Annotated in this window: 13 protein-coding genes and 2 tRNA genes; all 15 read left to right on the forward strand. The window is 62.0% G+C overall.

Going from position 1 to position 15629, the window contains the following annotated elements; translation table 11 throughout:
- The first annotated feature begins 28 nt into the window (after positions 1-28).
- The 15 genes from leuB to AC07XZ_RS18720 all read left to right on the forward strand — a co-directional run bounded on the left by leuB (position 29) and on the right by AC07XZ_RS18720 (position 15629).
- Complete coding sequence (gene leuB, locus AC07XZ_RS18650; protein WP_085655206.1) at positions 29-1111, forward strand: 3-isopropylmalate dehydrogenase; 1083 nt, start codon at positions 29-31, stop codon at positions 1109-1111.
- Positions 1112-1177: 66 nt separating this feature from the next.
- Positions 1178-2290 carry an aspartate-semialdehyde dehydrogenase gene (asd, locus tag AC07XZ_RS18655; RefSeq protein ID WP_003226428.1) on the forward strand — a complete coding sequence of 371 codons (1113 nt, stop codon included), beginning with the start codon at positions 1178-1180 and terminating at the stop codon, positions 2288-2290.
- A gap of 193 nt (positions 2291-2483) precedes the next feature.
- Positions 2484-3494, forward strand: a complete 1011-nt coding sequence (locus AC07XZ_RS18660; protein WP_102687006.1) for an aspartate-semialdehyde dehydrogenase — start codon at positions 2484-2486, stop codon at positions 3492-3494.
- A gap of 209 nt (positions 3495-3703) precedes the next feature.
- Complete coding sequence (locus AC07XZ_RS18665) at positions 3704-6340, forward strand: motility hub landmark protein FimV (RefSeq protein ID WP_102687007.1); 2637 nt, start codon at positions 3704-3706, stop codon at positions 6338-6340.
- Positions 6341-6490: 150 nt separating this feature from the next.
- Positions 6491-7315 carry a tRNA pseudouridine(38-40) synthase TruA gene (gene truA, locus AC07XZ_RS18670; protein WP_085607862.1) on the forward strand — a complete coding sequence of 275 codons (825 nt, stop codon included), beginning with the start codon at positions 6491-6493 and terminating at the stop codon, positions 7313-7315.
- A gap of 64 nt (positions 7316-7379) precedes the next feature.
- The gene (locus tag AC07XZ_RS18675) at positions 7380-7994 is read left to right on the forward strand and encodes a phosphoribosylanthranilate isomerase (RefSeq protein ID WP_102687009.1); all 615 of its coding nucleotides are present in this window, start codon (positions 7380-7382) and stop codon (positions 7992-7994) included.
- A 192-nt stretch (positions 7995-8186) separates the two neighbouring features.
- Positions 8187-9107, forward strand: coding sequence for an acetyl-CoA carboxylase, carboxyltransferase subunit beta (accD, locus tag AC07XZ_RS18680; protein WP_007956457.1), 921 nt, complete (start codon positions 8187-8189; stop codon positions 9105-9107).
- Entirely contained in the window at positions 9104-10411 is a 1308-nt protein-coding gene (gene folC, locus AC07XZ_RS18685; RefSeq protein ID WP_102687010.1) for a bifunctional tetrahydrofolate synthase/dihydrofolate synthase, read from the forward strand. The genes accD and folC overlap by 4 nt, the downstream gene beginning before the upstream one ends.
- Entirely contained in the window at positions 10395-11063 is a 669-nt protein-coding gene (locus AC07XZ_RS18690) for an SPOR domain-containing protein (RefSeq protein WP_102687011.1), read from the forward strand. The genes folC and AC07XZ_RS18690 overlap by 17 nt, the downstream gene beginning before the upstream one ends.
- Positions 11064-11161: 98 nt before the next feature.
- Positions 11162-11722: a CvpA family protein gene (locus AC07XZ_RS18695; protein WP_007956464.1), complete on the forward strand. Its 561-nt coding sequence runs from the start codon at positions 11162-11164 to the stop codon at positions 11720-11722.
- A gap of 41 nt (positions 11723-11763) precedes the next feature.
- Positions 11764-13269: an amidophosphoribosyltransferase gene (gene purF, locus AC07XZ_RS18700; RefSeq protein ID WP_007956466.1), complete on the forward strand. Its 1506-nt coding sequence runs from the start codon at positions 11764-11766 to the stop codon at positions 13267-13269.
- 80 nt (positions 13270-13349) lie between these two features.
- Entirely contained in the window at positions 13350-14561 is a 1212-nt protein-coding gene (locus AC07XZ_RS18705; protein WP_085747827.1) for an O-succinylhomoserine sulfhydrylase, read from the forward strand.
- Positions 14558-15334, forward strand: a complete 777-nt coding sequence (locus tag AC07XZ_RS18710) for an SDR family oxidoreductase (RefSeq protein ID WP_085747826.1) — start codon at positions 14558-14560, stop codon at positions 15332-15334. Before AC07XZ_RS18705 ends, AC07XZ_RS18710 begins: the two co-directional genes overlap by 4 nt.
- A 90-nt stretch (positions 15335-15424) precedes the next feature.
- Positions 15425-15500 (forward strand) — tRNA-Val (locus AC07XZ_RS18715).
- Positions 15501-15555: 55 nt separating this feature from the next.
- Positions 15556-15629: transfer RNA gene (locus AC07XZ_RS18720), tRNA-Asp, on the forward strand.

The following is a 15629-nucleotide window of genomic DNA, read 5'->3' on the forward strand; positions in this document are numbered from 1 at the left end:
GCGCACCGACTGAAGACACGAGGAAAGCATGAGCAAGCAGATTCTGATTCTCCCAGGCGACGGTATTGGTCCGGAAATCATGGCCGAAGCGGTCAAGGTGCTGGAGCTGGCCAACGACAAGTACAGCCTGGGCTTCGAGCTGAGCCATGACGTGATCGGTGGTGCCGCCATCGACAAGCACGGCGTGCCGCTGGCCGACGAAACCCTCGACCGCGCTCGCGCTGCCGATGCCGTTTTGCTGGGCGCCGTGGGTGGCCCGAAATGGGACACCATCGAACGTGACATCCGCCCTGAACGCGGCCTGCTGAAAATCCGCGCGCAACTGGGCCTGTTCGGCAACCTGCGTCCGGCGATCCTGTACCCGCAACTGGCCGACGCTTCGAGCCTGAAGCCGGAAATCGTTGCCGGCCTGGACATCCTGATCGTCCGTGAGCTGACCGGCGGCATCTACTTCGGCGCGCCGCGCGGTACCCGTACTCTGGAAAACGGCGAGCGCCAGTCTTACGACACGCTGCCGTACAGCGAAAGCGAAATCCGCCGTATCGCCCGTGTCGGTTTCGACATGGCCCGCGTGCGTGGCAAGAAACTGTGCTCGGTGGACAAGGCCAACGTACTGGCGTCCAGCCAACTGTGGCGTGAAGTGGTCGAGCAGGTCGCCAAGGATTACCCGGACGTTGAGCTGAGCCACATGTATGTCGACAACGCCGCGATGCAACTGGTGCGTGCACCGAAGCAGTTCGACGTGATCGTCACCGACAACATGTTCGGCGACATCCTGTCCGACGAAGCGTCGATGCTCACCGGCTCCATCGGCATGCTGCCGTCGGCCTCGCTGGATGCCAACAACAAGGGCATGTACGAGCCTTGCCACGGTTCGGCGCCGGACATCGCGGGCAAAGGCATCGCCAACCCGCTGGCGACCATTCTGTCGGTATCGATGATGCTGCGTTACAGCTTCAATCTGCACGAAGCGGCGGATGCCATCGAGAAAGCGGTCAGCGTGGTGCTGGATCAAGGTCTGCGCACCGGCGATATCTTTTCGACCGGTTGCACTAAAGTCGGTACGCAGGAAATGGGTGACGCAGTAGTCGCCGCGCTGCGGAATCTGTAATCTCTCGGGCCCGCTGCGAAATTCAATACAAAGCAGCGGCCCACTTTTCAAGAAGGTGTAGTTGCGATGAAACGTGTAGGTCTGATCGGTTGGCGCGGCATGGTCGGTTCCGTGCTCATGCAGCGGATGCTGGAAGAGCAGGATTTCGATCTTATCGAGCCGGTGTTTTTCACCACTTCCAATGTCGGTGGCCAAGGCCCGTCCGTGGGCAAGGACATTGCTCCGCTCAAGGACGCTTACAGCATTGAAGAGCTGAAGACCCTCGACGTGATCCTGACCTGCCAGGGCGGCGACTACACCAGCGAAGTATTCCCGAAGCTGCGCGAAGCCGGCTGGCAGGGTTACTGGATCGACGCGGCCTCGAGCCTGCGGATGAACGACGACGCCGTGATCATCCTCGATCCGGTCAACCGCAAGGTCATCGATCAGCAGCTCGACGCGGGCACCAAGAACTACATCGGCGGCAACTGCACCGTCAGCCTGATGCTGATGGGCCTGGGTGGTCTGTTCGAGGCCGGTCTGGTCGAGTGGATGAGCGCCATGACCTATCAGGCGGCCTCTGGTGCCGGCGCGCAGAACATGCGTGAACTGATCAAGCAGATGGGCGCGACCCACGCCGCTGTCGCCGATCAACTGGCCGATCCTGCCAGCGCGATCCTCGACATTGACCGTCGTGTGGCCGAAGCCATGCGCAGCGACGCGTACCCGACCGAAAACTTCGGCGTACCGCTGGCCGGCAGCCTGATCCCGTGGATCGACAAGGAACTGCCGAACGGCCAGAGCCGCGAAGAATGGAAGGCCCAGGCCGAGACCAACAAGATCCTCGGTCGCTTCAAGAGCCCGATCCCGGTCGACGGCATCTGCGTGCGCATCGGCGCCATGCGTTGCCACAGCCAGGCGCTGACCATCAAGCTGAACAAAGACGTGCCGATCGCCGACATCGAAGGGCTGATCAGCCAGCACAACCCTTGGGTCAAACTGGTGCCGAACAACCGCGATATCAGCATGCAGGAGCTGAGCCCGACGAAAGTCACCGGCACCCTGAACGTACCGGTTGGTCGTCTGCGCAAGCTGAACATGGGTTCGCAGTTCGTCGGTGCTTTCACCGTCGGCGACCAACTGCTGTGGGGCGCGGCCGAACCGCTGCGTCGCATGCTGCGGATCCTGCTTGAGCGTTGATCGCTTGATGCAATGAGAGAACCCGCGCCTCGCAAGAGGCGCGGGTTTTTTTGTACCTGTTGATCGTTCCCATGCTCTGCGTGGGAATGCAGCCATGGACGCTCCGCGTCCGCTCTTCGCGGCGGGCGCGAATTGCCTGCGTGCGACTCACCCGGTAAAGTGCCGCTCCCCCCGTTTCGCCAGAGGTAGCAACATGACCCAGACCCTTGATATTGCCGTGATCGGCGCCACCGGTACTGTCGGCGAAACCCTCGTGCAGATTCTCGAAGAGCGCGACTTCCCGGTGGGCACGTTGCACCTGCTGGCCAGCAGCGAATCCGCCGGCAGCTCGGTGCTGTTTCGCAACAAGAACGTGCGCGTGCGTGAAGTCGACGAGTTCGATTTCAGCAAGGTCAAGCTGGCGTTCTTCGCCGCCGGCCCGGCCATTACTCTGAGTTACGCCGCCCGCGCTCACGCGGCAGGTTGCTCGCTGGTCGACTTGTCCGGCGCCTTGCCGGCGGATCAGGCGCCGCAAGTGGTGCCGGAAGCCAATGCCGCTGTGCTGGCCGGTTTGAAAGTACCGTTCCAGGTCAGCAGTCCGAGCCCGTCGGCCACCACATTGGCCGTGGTGCTGGCGCCGCTGCTCGATCTGATCGAGCTGCAATACGTGCATGTCACCGCCAATCTGGCGGTTTCCGCCCAGGGCCGCGAAGCCGTGACCGAGCTGGCGCGCCAGACCGCCGAGTTGTTGAACATGCGTCCGCTGGAGCCGACATTCTTCGACCGGCAGATGGCTTTCAACCTGCTGGCTCAGGTCGGCACGCCCGACGCGCAAGGCCATACGCTGCTGGAAAAACGTCTGGTGCGTGAGCTGCGTCAGGTGCTGGCCAAGCCTTTATTAAAGATTTCCGCAACTTGCGTTCAAGCCCCGGTGTTTTTTGGCGATAGCTTTAGCGTGACCTTGCAGTCAGCGAGCGCGGTCGACCTGGAAAAGGTCAACGCCGCGCTTGAAGAGGCCGAGGGCATCGAGCTGGTCGAGGCCGGCGATTATCCGACCGCCGTCGGTGACGCGGTGGGGCAGGACGTGGTCTACGTCGGGCGGGTGCGTGCCGGTGTCGACGAGCCGTCGGAACTTAATCTGTGGCTGACGTCAGATAACGTACGCAAAGGTGCGGCCCTCAACGCCGTGCAGGTCGCCGAGTTGTTGATAAAAGACCTGCTGTAAAAGATACTTGGCAACAATTTGTCGACTGATTCTAGGCGAGCGCTATGCTTGGCCGGAGCACTCGATGACGTGTCACCCTCCGGGACTTTCCGGGGCATCAAAGAAATGATCGCGCGCGGCATGCTGTCGTCGTCGCGCGCAATGCCTTACGGCAGCGACAATCAACATCTTCTCGCTGGCCGAGGAACGTTCAAACAAAGGAAGAGGCTATGGTTCAAGTTCGCAAACTGGTGTTAGCAATAGCGGCCGCCTCGGCGCTGTCCTCCGGTATGGCGCATGCCCTCGGGCTCGGGGAGCTGACCCTGAAGTCGACCCTGAACCAGCCGCTGGTGGCGGAAATCGAGCTGCTCGATGTCAAGGATCTGACCGCTGCCGAAGTGGTGCCGAGCCTGGCCTCGCCGGAAGATTTCGCCAAGGCCGGCGTCGATCGCCAGGCCTTCCTCAATGATCTGACCTTCACCCCGGTGCTCAACGCCAGCGGCAAAAGCGTGCTGCGCGTAACGTCGAGCAAGCCGCTGTCGGAACCGATGGTGAAATTCCTCGTGCAGGTGATGTGGCCGAACGGCCGTCTGCTACGTGATTACAGCGTGCTGCTGGATCCGTCGAAGTTCTCGCCGCAGACCGCTGATGCCGCCGCTCAACCAGCGCCGGCACAAACCATCACCGCACCGACCACCGGCGCCACGCATTCGACCCACACCACCACGCCACGCGACACCCTGTGGGAAATCGCCGCCAAGGCGCGCACCGGTGGTTCGGTGCAGCAGACCATGCTGGCGATCCAGGCCTTGAACCCGGACGCGTTCATCGGCGGCAACATCAACCGCCTGAAAACCGGACAGGTGCTGCGTCTGCCGGATCAGGTGCAAAGCACCGCGCTGCCTCAGTCCAAAGCGATTGCTGAAGTGGCTGCGCAGAACGAAGCCTGGCGTCAGGGCCGTCGTTATGTGGCCAAACCGGGCACCGGTCAGCAGCAGCTCGATGCGACCAATCGTGGTCGCGCCAATACCGGTGCTGCGCAAAACGCCAAGGACAACCTGAGCCTGGTGTCCGCCGAAAGCGCCAAGGTGCGTGGCAAGGGTCCGGCCGGCGACGCCAAGGCCCTGAGCAACAAACTGGCGGTGACCCAGGAAAGTCTCGACACCACCCGTCGTGACAACGAAGAACTGAAAAGCCGCATGGCCGATCTGCAAAGCCAGCTGGACAAGCTGCAACGCCTGATCGAGCTGAAGAACAATCAACTGGCGAAAATGCAGGCCGAAGGCTCGGGCGCTGCTCCCGCGACCGCCGCCACTGCGCCAGTGGTGCCGGCGATCACCGCGGAGCTGGCGGCCACGCCGCCGGCTACTCCGGCAGAGGCTGCTCCGGCCGCACCTGCGCCTGAGGCTGCTGCTCCGGCACCGGTCGAGCCGGTTGTCGAGCCTGTGGTTGAAACCACGCCCGCCGCCAATGACGAGAAAACCTTCAACGAACTGCTGACCAATCCGATCCTGCTGGGTCTGGTCGGTGGCGGTGCGGTGGTTCTGCTGCTCCTGCTGTTGCTGCTGGCCCGCCGCCGCAAGGCGCAGCAGGAAGCCGAAAAACACCTGCGCATGGCCCGTGCGCTGGAGGAGCAATCGTTTTCCCAGGACCTCGATCTGCCGGAAAGCAGCTTCGAAGGTCTGGAAGTGCCAGCCGCCAGCGTCAAGCTGAACCCAGCCCCAGCCCCAGCCCCAGCCGCTGCTGCTGTAGTTGCTCCAGTCGTGATGGCCGAGCCGATCGCCGCGCCGTTGGTGGCACCTGCCGCCGAGCGTTCCGACGACGTGCTGGACAAGGCGCAGTCGCACATCGACGGCGGTCGCCTGAATCAAGCGGCCGCGCTGCTGGAGGAGGGCGTGAGTCTGGAGCCGCAGCGCAGCGATCTGCGTCTGAAATTGATGGAAGTTTACGGTCGCCAAGGTGATCGCGATGCCTTCGTCGGTCAGGAGCGCCAACTGGTTGCCAATGGCGACAACTTCGCCAAGGTCGAAGAGCTGAAAAGCCGCTTCCCGGCCATGGCGGTCGTCGCGGCCAGCGGTCTGGCGGCTGCGGCCATGGCTGCCGAGCTGGACGAGGATTACGTCAAGGAGCTGTTGCTCGACGAGCCTGAAGCGCCTGCTGCGGCAGATGCCGAACTGGACAGCGCTTTCGATCTGAGCCTCGACGATCTCGACAACATCACGCCGGTTGAACCTGGGGCGGCTGTCGAGCCGGAAGCGCCGGTCGAACTCGACGCATTCCCGACTGACGACGATCTGAGCTTCGAATCGGTGCTGCAGCAGCAGACCGATATCAAGGAAAACCTCGACGACCTGTCGGACTTCGACCTGGATCTGGACCTCGGTGCCGATCCTGCGCCTGCGCCGGTCGAGCTGGCAGACGATGATTTCCTGCTGGATCTGGACGAAGGCGTGAAGGATCTGCCGCTGGTCGAAACCCCGGCCGTGACCGACGTGCCGCAGGACGATCTGGAGCTGCCAGCCGATTTCGACCTGTCCCTGGCCGACGAAATGGACGCGGCGCCTGCCGAGCCGGATGCGTTCGCCGCCGAACTGGACGACGTCAACGCCGAGCTGGATCGTCTGTCGAGCAGCATCAATGAGCCAAGCTTCACCGAAGCTGATGCCGCGTTGGGCGACGATCTGGGTGAGGATGACTTCGACTTCCTGTCCGGTACCGACGAAGCCGCGACCAAGCTCGATCTGGCTCAGGCCTACATCGACATGGGTGACAATGACGGCGCGCGCGACATCCTCAATGAGGTCATCAGCGAGGGCAACGACAAACAGAAGAGCGAAGCGAGCGAAATGCTTTCGCATCTGGCCTGAGTCGGCCTTCAGCGGTAAACAAAGCGGCAGCCCATGAGGCTGCCGTTTTTGTTTGGGTCTGGTTTCCCCGTCCCGTCGCCTTATAATGCCCGCCTTTGTAGATCAGCAGGCTGTCCCGACTTGGCAAACATAGATAACCCGGCCGCCGAAATGGCACCCGAAGGCTTTTTCCGCGTCGCGCTGGGCGTTGAATACAAGGGCTCGCGCTACAGCGGCTGGCAGCGCCAGTCCACTGGTGTGCTCACCGTGCAGGAAACCCTGGAAAAAGCCCTGTCGAAGGTCGCCGACTCGCCGATCTCGCTGCAATGTGCCGGGCGCACCGACGCCGGTGTGCATGCCTGCGGGCAAGTGGTGCATTTCGATACCCAGGTCGACCGTTCGCTGAAAGCCTGGGTCATGGGCGCCAACATCAATCTGCCCCACGACATCAGCGTCAGTTGGGCGAAGGTCATGCCGGCGCATTTCCATGCGCGATTCAAGGCGATTGCCCGGCGCTATCGCTACGTGATCTACAACGATCAGATCCGCCCGGCGCATCTCAACGAAGAAATCACCTGGAATCACCGTCCGCTGGACGTCGAGCGTATGGCCGAAGCCGCGCAGTACCTGATCGGTACCCATGATTTCAGCGCGTTCCGTGCCGGCCAGTGCCAGGCCAAGTCGCCGATCAAAAAGATGCATCATCTGCGCGTGACCCGTCACGGAAAAATGATCGTTCTGGACATCCGCGCCAACGCGTTCCTGCACCACATGGTGCGCAACATTGCCGGGGTGCTGATGACTATTGGCGCCGGCGAGCGGCCCGTGGAGTGGATGAAAGAAGTGCTGGAGAGCCGCGAGCGGCGTTCCGGCGGGGTCACGGCGCATCCGTTCGGCCTGTATCTGGTGCAGGTCGAGTACCACGACGAGTTCCCGTTGCCCGAGCGTTTCATCGGGCCACATTTCCTTACGGGTTTCTCGGAACTTGACGGCTGACGCCCTCGAACGCATTTGTTACCATCCGGGACTTTCTCGGATTTGCCTTGGGGTTTTTATCGACATGTCAGCCGTTCGCAGCAAGATTTGCGGGATTACCCGCATGGAAGATGCGTTGGCAGCCGTCGAGGCCGGGGCCGATGCCATCGGTTTTGTGTTCTACGCTAAAAGTCCCCGGGCCGTGACCGTGCAGCAGGCGCGGGCGATCATCGCCGCATTGCCGCCGTTCGTGACCACGGTCGGGTTGTTCGTCAATGCCAGCCGCTGCGAGCTCGGGGAAATCCTCGATGCCGTGCCGCTGGATCTGTTGCAGTTCCACGGCGACGAAACCGCCGCCGAGTGTGAAGGCTGGCACCGGCCGTACATCAAGGCCTTGCGGGTCCAAGCGGGCGATGACATTGCCGCTGCCTGCGATGCCTACCCGAGCGCCAGCGGCGTGCTGCTCGACACTTATGTCGAAGGCGTGCCCGGCGGAACCGGCGAGGCGTTCGACTGGTCACTGATTCCGCAGGGTTTGAGCAAGCCTTTGATTCTGGCCGGCGGCCTGACGCCGGAAAACGTCGCCGATGCGATCGCCTGGGTGCGGCCGTATGCCGTGGATGTCAGCGGCGGGGTAGAGGCGAGCAAGGGCATCAAGGATCACGCAAGGATTCGTGCATTCATCAACGCCGTACGCTGATGTGACGGCTGGCAGACTGCCGCCGTCCACAGCTCTGTAGAAAAGAGGCTGAGGGTCTTTTCGGGGTGTACGCAGGTCAGTTCCGCTGACCCGGCAGTCCGGACGATCATCGCCACACATGAATTTAGCTGAAGGGCATACGCGGGGCCGCGAACCAGAGCGTTCGGGCCGCCGGTACTGGAGAAAGAAAGCATGAGCAACTGGTTGGTAGACAAGCTGATCCCTTCGATCATGCGTTCCGAGGTCAAGAAGAGCTCGGTCCCTGAAGGTCTGTGGCACAAATGCCCGTCCTGCGAGGCTGTGCTGTATCGTCCGGAGCTGGAAAAGACCCTGGACGTTTGCCCTAAGTGCAACCACCACATGCGCATCGGCGCACGTGCGCGCATCGACATCTTCCTGGACGCCGAAGGCCGTGCCGAGCTGGGCGCCGATCTGGAGCCGGTTGACCGTCTGAAATTCCGCGACGGCAAGAAGTACAAGGACCGTCTGGTCGCCGCCCAGAAGCAGACCGGCGAGAAAGACGCACTGGTTTCCATGAGCGGCACCCTGCTGGGCATGCCTGTCGTGGTTTCGGCGTTCGAATTCAGCTTCATGGGCGGATCCATGGGCGCCATCGTCGGTGAGCGCTTCGTACGCGCCGCCAACTACGCGCTGGAAAACCGTTGCCCGATGGTCTGCTTCTCCGCCTCCGGTGGTGCGCGGATGCAGGAAGCCCTGATCTCGCTGATGCAGATGGCCAAGACTTCGGCCGTACTGGCGCGTCTGCGTGAAGAAGGCATTCCGTTCATCTCCGTGCTGACCGACCCGGTCTACGGCGGCGTTTCCGCCAGTCTGGCGATGCTGGGCGACGTGATCGTCGGCGAGCCTAAAGCCCTGATTGGCTTCGCCGGTCCACGCGTGATCGAGCAGACCGTGCGTGAAAAACTGCCGGAAGGCTTCCAGCGCAGCGAGTTCCTGCTGGAGCACGGTGCAATCGACCTGATCATCGACCGTCGCGAACTGCGTCCGCGTCTGGGCAACCTGCTGGCGCAACTGACCGGCAAGCCGACCCCGACCTTCGTTGCCGCGCCGATCGAGCCGATCGTCGTTCCGCCGGTGCCTGCCAACGTATGACCGAGCGCACCCTTGGCGAGTGGCTCGCCTACCTTGAACAGTTGCATCCATCGGCCATCGACATGGGGCTGGAGCGTTCGCAACAGGTAGCGTCCCGCATGGGACTGGGCCAGCCGGCGCCACGGGTGATTACGGTCACCGGCACCAACGGCAAGGGTTCGACCTGCGCTTTCGTGGCTTCATTGCTGCGGGCGCAGGGCCTGAACGTCGGTGTCTACAATTCTCCGCACCTGCTGCGTTACAACGAGCGGGTGCAGCTCAATGGCGTCGAAGCCACTGACGCGCAGCTGTGCGAAGCCTTCGCGGCGGTCGAGGCGGGGCGCGGCGACACTTCCCTGACGTACTTCGAAATGGGCACCCTGGCGGCGTTCTGGCTGTTTCAACAGGCCGGGCTCGATGCGGTGGTGCTGGAAGTCGGGCTGGGCGGGCGTCTGGATACAGTCAACGTGGTCGATGCCGATATCGCGCTGGTCACCAGCATCGGTGTCGATCACGCCGACTACCTGGGCAACAGTCGCGAATCCGTGGCCTTCGAGAAGGCCGGGATTTTCCGTCAGGGCAAACCTGCGCTGTGCGGCGATCTGAATCCTCCACAACCGCTGCTGGACAAGGCGCGCGAGCTTGCTTGCCCGTTCTTCCTGCGCGGGCGCGATTTCGATCTGGGTATCACGGATCAATTCTGGCAGTGGCGCGGTACCGATGCTGACGGTCAGGTCGTCGAGCTGCGCGATTTACCGCTGCTCGATCTGCCGATGGAGAACGCCGCGCTGGCGTTGCAGGCTTATCTGCTGCTCGGCTTGCCATGGGATGCCAAACAGATTGTTGCGGCATTGCAGGCGACTCGCGTGGTCGGTCGCCTGGATCGTCGTTCGTTCGAATGGAACGGCAAGCGCTTGAACCTGCTGCTGGACGTTGGCCATAACCCGCATGCGGCGGAGTACCTGGCGCGGCGTCTGGCTGCTCGTCCACCGGTCGGCAAGCATCTGGCGGTGTTCGGCCTGTTGGCGGACAAGGATCTGGACGGTGTCATCGGTGAACTGAATGCCAGCGTCCAGCATTGGGCGGTGGCGCCGCTGGATTCGCCGCGTGCGCGGCCGGTGGCTGAATTGAATGTTGCACTGCAGAACCTTGGCGCATCGGTCACGTCTTATGACAGTGTGGCGGCTGCGCTGGAAGGGCAGTGTGCAGTGGCCACCAGCGACGACGAGATCTTGCTGTTCGGATCATTTTATTGTGTCGCCGAGGCCCTCGAATGGCTGTCTCGGCGCTCCACGGAGGAAGCGGCAAATGGCTTTGCTGGATAAAGCGTACAAACAGCGCATGGTCGGTGCCCTGGTGCTGGTGGCGCTGGCGGTGATTTTCCTGCCGATGCTGTTTTCCCGTCAGGATGAGCAGCGTCAGGTGACCGTCGATGCGCCGGCCGCACCGCAAGCGCCTGCCGTGGCGCAGATCCAGATGGAAACCGTGGCCGTGCCCGAGCCGCAGGTTCTGCCGCAAGAGCCAGTGCCGAGCGATGACGAGGTCGCCGAGCAAGCGGCGCCAGCGGCGCCGATTGCTTCCGCCGCGCCAGCTCCGGCTCCGGCTCCGGTAGCCAAACCGGTTGCACCGGCTCCCGCTCCCGCTCCTGTGGTCAAGCCAACCACAGCCCCGGCCCAGCCGATCGCTGCGCTGTCTGCCAAACCGGATACCACTCAAAGCCGCGTCGATGCCAATGGCCTGTCGGTGAGTTGGTCGGTGCAACTGGCCAGTCTGTCGAGCCGCGCCAGCGCCGAAAGCCTGCAGAAAACCCTGCGCAGCCAGGGCTATAACGCTTACATCCGTTCCGCCGATGGCAAGAACCGGGTGTTCGTCGGCCCGCTGATCGAGCGTGCCGAAGCCGATCGTCTGCGCGATCTGTTGAGCCGCCAGCAGAACCTCAAGGGGTTTGTGGTGCGCTTCCAGCCCGAACGCGGCTGATATCTATCACTTCGATAGAAATGCACTGAAAATCGCAGCTTACCGACAGCCATGCGCTCTGCTAAAATGCGCCGCCTTATCCGTCTGTAGGCTGCACTGTGCCATTTACCTGGGTTGACTGGGCGATCGTTGCAATCATCGCCATTTCCGCTTTGATCAGTTTGAGCCGCGGCTTCGTCAAAGAAGCATTGTCGCTGGTGACCTGGATCATCGCAGGAGCCGTTGCCTGGATGTTTGGTGGCTCACTGTCCGAGTACCTCGCCGGATACATTCAAACACCGTCGGCTCGTGTGATCACGGGCTGTGCCATCATGTTTGTCGCCACACTGATCGTGGGCGCAATGATCAATTATCTTATCGGCGAGTTGGTTCGCGTCACCGGGTTGTCCGGGACCGATCGATTCCTCGGCATGGCCTTCGGCGCTGCGCGTGGCGTGTTGCTGGTGGTCGTGGCGGTCGGGCTGTTGAGCCTGGGGCCGGTACAGCAGGACGGGTGGTGGAAAGAATCACAGCTCGTGCCAAAGTTTCTATTGGTCGCAGACTGGTCCAAGAACCTGATTCTCGGGTGGAGCAGTCAGTGGCTTGCCAGCGGAATCAGCGTACCCGCTGATATTCCGTTCAAGGAGCAACTCTTGCCGTCGGCGAAAACGCCTCAGTGAGTGTTGTTCAGTTCAGATCCATTAAGTAGGGGTTGCGTCGCATGTGTGGCATCGTCGGTATCGTCGGTAAGTCGAACGTCAATCAGGCGCTGTATGACGCGCTAACCGTGCTCCAGCACCGCGGCCAGGACGCTGCCGGTATCGTGACCAGCCATGATGGCCGGTTGTTCTTGCGCAAGGACAATGGCCTGGTGCGTGACGTGTTTCAACAGCGTCACATGCAGCGCCTGGTCGGCCACATGGGGATCGGCCACGTCCGTTACCCGACTGCCGGCAGCTCGACCTCGGCCGAGGCTCAACCGTTCTACGTCAACTCGCCGTACGGCATCACCCTGGCGCACAACGGTAACCTGACCAACGTTGAACAGTTGGCCAAAGAGATCTACGAATCCGATCTGCGTCACGTCAACACCAGCTCCGACTCGGAAGTGTTGCTCAACGTGTTCGCCCACGAGCTGGCCCAGCGCGGCAAGCTGCAACCGACCGAAGAAGACGTGTTTGCCGCCGTGACCGACGTGCACAACCGTTGCGTCGGTGGCTACGCTGTCGTGGCGATGGTGACCGGTTACGGCATCGTCGGTTTCCGTGACCCGCACGGCATCCGCCCGATCGTGTTCGGCCAGCGTCACACCGACGAAGGCGTCGAGTACATGATCGCGTCCGAAAGCGTTTCGCTCGACGTGCTCGGCTTCACCCTGATCCGCGACCTGGCACCGGGCGAAGCGGTCTACATCACTGAAGACGGCAAGCTGCACACCCGTCAGTGCGCGACCAATCCGTCCCTGACCCCGTGCATTTTCGAACACGTCTACCTGGCGCGTCCGGACTCGATCATCGACGGCGTATCGGTCTACAAGGCCCGTCTGCGCATGGGTGAGAAGCTGGCCGAGAAGATCCTGCGCGAGCGTCCGGAGCACGACATCGACGTGGTCATCCCGATTCCGGACACCAGCCGCACTGCCGCGCTGGAGCTGGCCAACCATCTGGGCGTGAAATTCCGCGAAGGCTTCGTCAAGAACCGCTATATCGGTCGTACCTTCATCATGCCCGGCCAGGCCGCGCGCAAGAAATCGGTACGCCAGAAGCTCAACGCCATCGAGCTGGAATTCCGCGGCAAAAACGTGATGCTGGTGGACGACTCGATCGTTCGCGGCACCACCTGCAAGCAGATCATCCAGATGGCACGCGAAGCCGGCGCGAAAAACGTCTACTTCTGCTCGGCGGCTCCGGCTGTGCGCTTCCCGAACGTGTACGGCATCGACATGCCGAGCGCTCACGAGCTGATCGCCCACAACCGTTCGACTCAGGATGTCGCTGATCTGATCGGCGCCGACTGGCTGATCTATCAGGACCTGCCTGACTTGATCGAAGCGGTCGGCGGCGGCAAGATCAAGATCGAAAACTTCGATTGCGCAGTGTTTGACGGCAAGTACGTCACCGGCGACGTCGACGAGGCTTACCTGAACAAGATCGAACAGGCACGCAACGATGCCTCGAAGGTCAAGACCCAGGCGGTCAGTGCGATCATCGATCTGTACAACAACTGAGTTTCAACCGGCCCTTAGGGGCCGGTTTTGTATCTGGCAAAAGACTTTTATTTATCGAGAACAGGGCAAGGAGTGACAGCATGAGTCAGGAATGGGATGCCGGTCGGCTGGACAGCGACCTCGAAGGCGTAGCGTTCGATACCCTGGCCGTACGTGCCGGTCAGCACCGTACGCCGGAAGGCGAGCACGGTGATCCGATGTTCTTCACTTCCAGCTACGTGTTCCGTACCGCCGCCGATGCGGCCGCACGGTTTGCCGGGGAAGTGCCGGGCAACGTTTACTCGCGTTACACCAACCCGACCGTTCGCGCGTTCGAAGAGCGTATTGCCGCGCTGGAAAGCGCCGAGCAAGCGGTTGCTACCGCCACGGGCATGGCTGCGATCATGGCGGTGGTGATGAGCCTGTGCAGCGCCGGCGACCATGTGCTGGTGTCGCGCAGCGTGTTCGGTTCGACCATCAGCCTGTTCGAAAAGTACTTCAAGCGCTTCGGCGTGGAAGTTGATTACGTGCCGCTGGCCGATCTGTCGGCCTGGGACGCAGCGATCAAGTCCAACACCAAATTGCTGTTCGTCGAGTCGCCGTCCAATCCGTTGGCTGAGCTGGTGGATATCACCGCGCTGTCGGAAATCGCGCACGCCAAGGGTGCGATGCTGGTGGTCGACAACTGCTTCTGCACGCCTGCCTTGCAGCAGCCGCTGAAGTTGGGCGCAGACATCGTTGTGCACTCGGCCACCAAGTTCATCGATGGCCAGGGCCGTTGCATGGGCGGCGTGGTTGCCGGTCGCAGCGAGCAGATGAAAGAAATCGTCGGTTTCCTGCGTACCGCTGGGCCGACCCTGAGCCCGTTCAATGCCTGGATCTTCCTCAAAGGTCTGGAAACCCTGAACCTGCGGATGAAGGCGCACTGCGCCAACGCCCAGCAATTGGCCGAATGGCTGGAGCAGCAGGAAGGTATCGAGAAGGTGCATTACGCCGGACTCAAGAGCCATCCGCAGCACGAGCTGGCCCAGCGTCAGCAGAAGGGTTTTGGTGCGGTGGTGAGCTTTGAGGTCAAGGGCGGCAAAGAGGGCGCCTGGCGCTTCATCGATGCGACCCGTTTGATTTCGATCACGGCCAACCTGGGTGACAGCAAAACCACCATCACCCACCCGAGCACCACGTCCCACGGCCGTCTGGCGCCGCAGGAGCGTGAGGCAGCCGGCATTCGTGACAGCCTGATCCGTATCGCGGTCGGTCTGGAAGATGTCGCTGACCTGCAAGCCGACCTGTCGCGCGGTCTGGCGGCGTTGTGATCGAGTTGTCTACGCCAAAGATCGGCACCCATGGCCGCGTTGCATTGGTCACGGGTGCCGCGCGCGGGATCGGTCTGGGCATCGCTGCGTGGCTGATCAGCGAAGGCTGGCAGGTGGTGTTGACGGACCTGGATCGTACACGGGGTTCGAAAGTGGCGAAGGTGTTGGGTGAGAACGCCTGGTTCATCGCCATGGACGTCGCGGACGAAAGCCAGGTGGCGTTGGGTGTCGCTGAGGTGCTGGGGCAGTTTGGTCGTCTGGATGCGTTGGTGTGCAATGCTGCCGTGGCGGACCCCCACAACATCACGCTGGAAAGTCTCGATCTGGCTTACTGGAATCGGGTGTTGGCGGTGAACCTCGGTGGGCCGATGTTGCTGGCAAAGCACTGTGCGCCATATCTGCGTGCGCACAACGGGGCGATCGTCAATCTGGCCTCGACCCGAGCGGCGCAGTCGGAGCCTGATACGGAGGCCTATGCGGCGAGCAAGGGCGGTTTGCTGGCGCTGACTCACGCACTGGCGATCAGTCTCGGGCCGGAGATTCGCGTCAACGCGGTCAGTCCTGGATGGATCGATGCGCGGGACCCTTCCGCCCGACGCGCGGAGCCGTTGACCGATACCGATCATGCCCAGCATCCGGCGGGCAGGGTAGGGACGGTCGAGGATGTGGCGGCGATGGTGGCGTGGTTGCTGTCGAAGAATGCAGGGTTTGTGACGGGGCAGGAATTCGTGGTCGATGGCGGCATGACCAAGAAGATGATTTATAAGGAATGAAGCAATTTCGTCTTTTTTAGAAAAACTTCAATCCTGCTATTGACTTAGGTTCGCTACCTGCGTAAATTTCGCGGCCTCGGAGATGCAAACGGGTGATTAGCTCAGCTGGGAGAGCGTCTGCCTTACAAGCAGAATGTCGGCGGTTCGATCCCGTCATCACCCACCACTCCCGAGATACTTGCGTAAGCAAGCGCGTAGGCTGAAAGTGCCTGCACCGACGCGCAGCGGTAGTTCAGTCGGTTAGAATACCGGCCTGTCACGCCGGGGGTCGCGGGTTCGAGTCCCGTCCGCTGCG

Source organism: Pseudomonas sp. GW458-11-26-14-LB4, assembly GCF_059423925.1.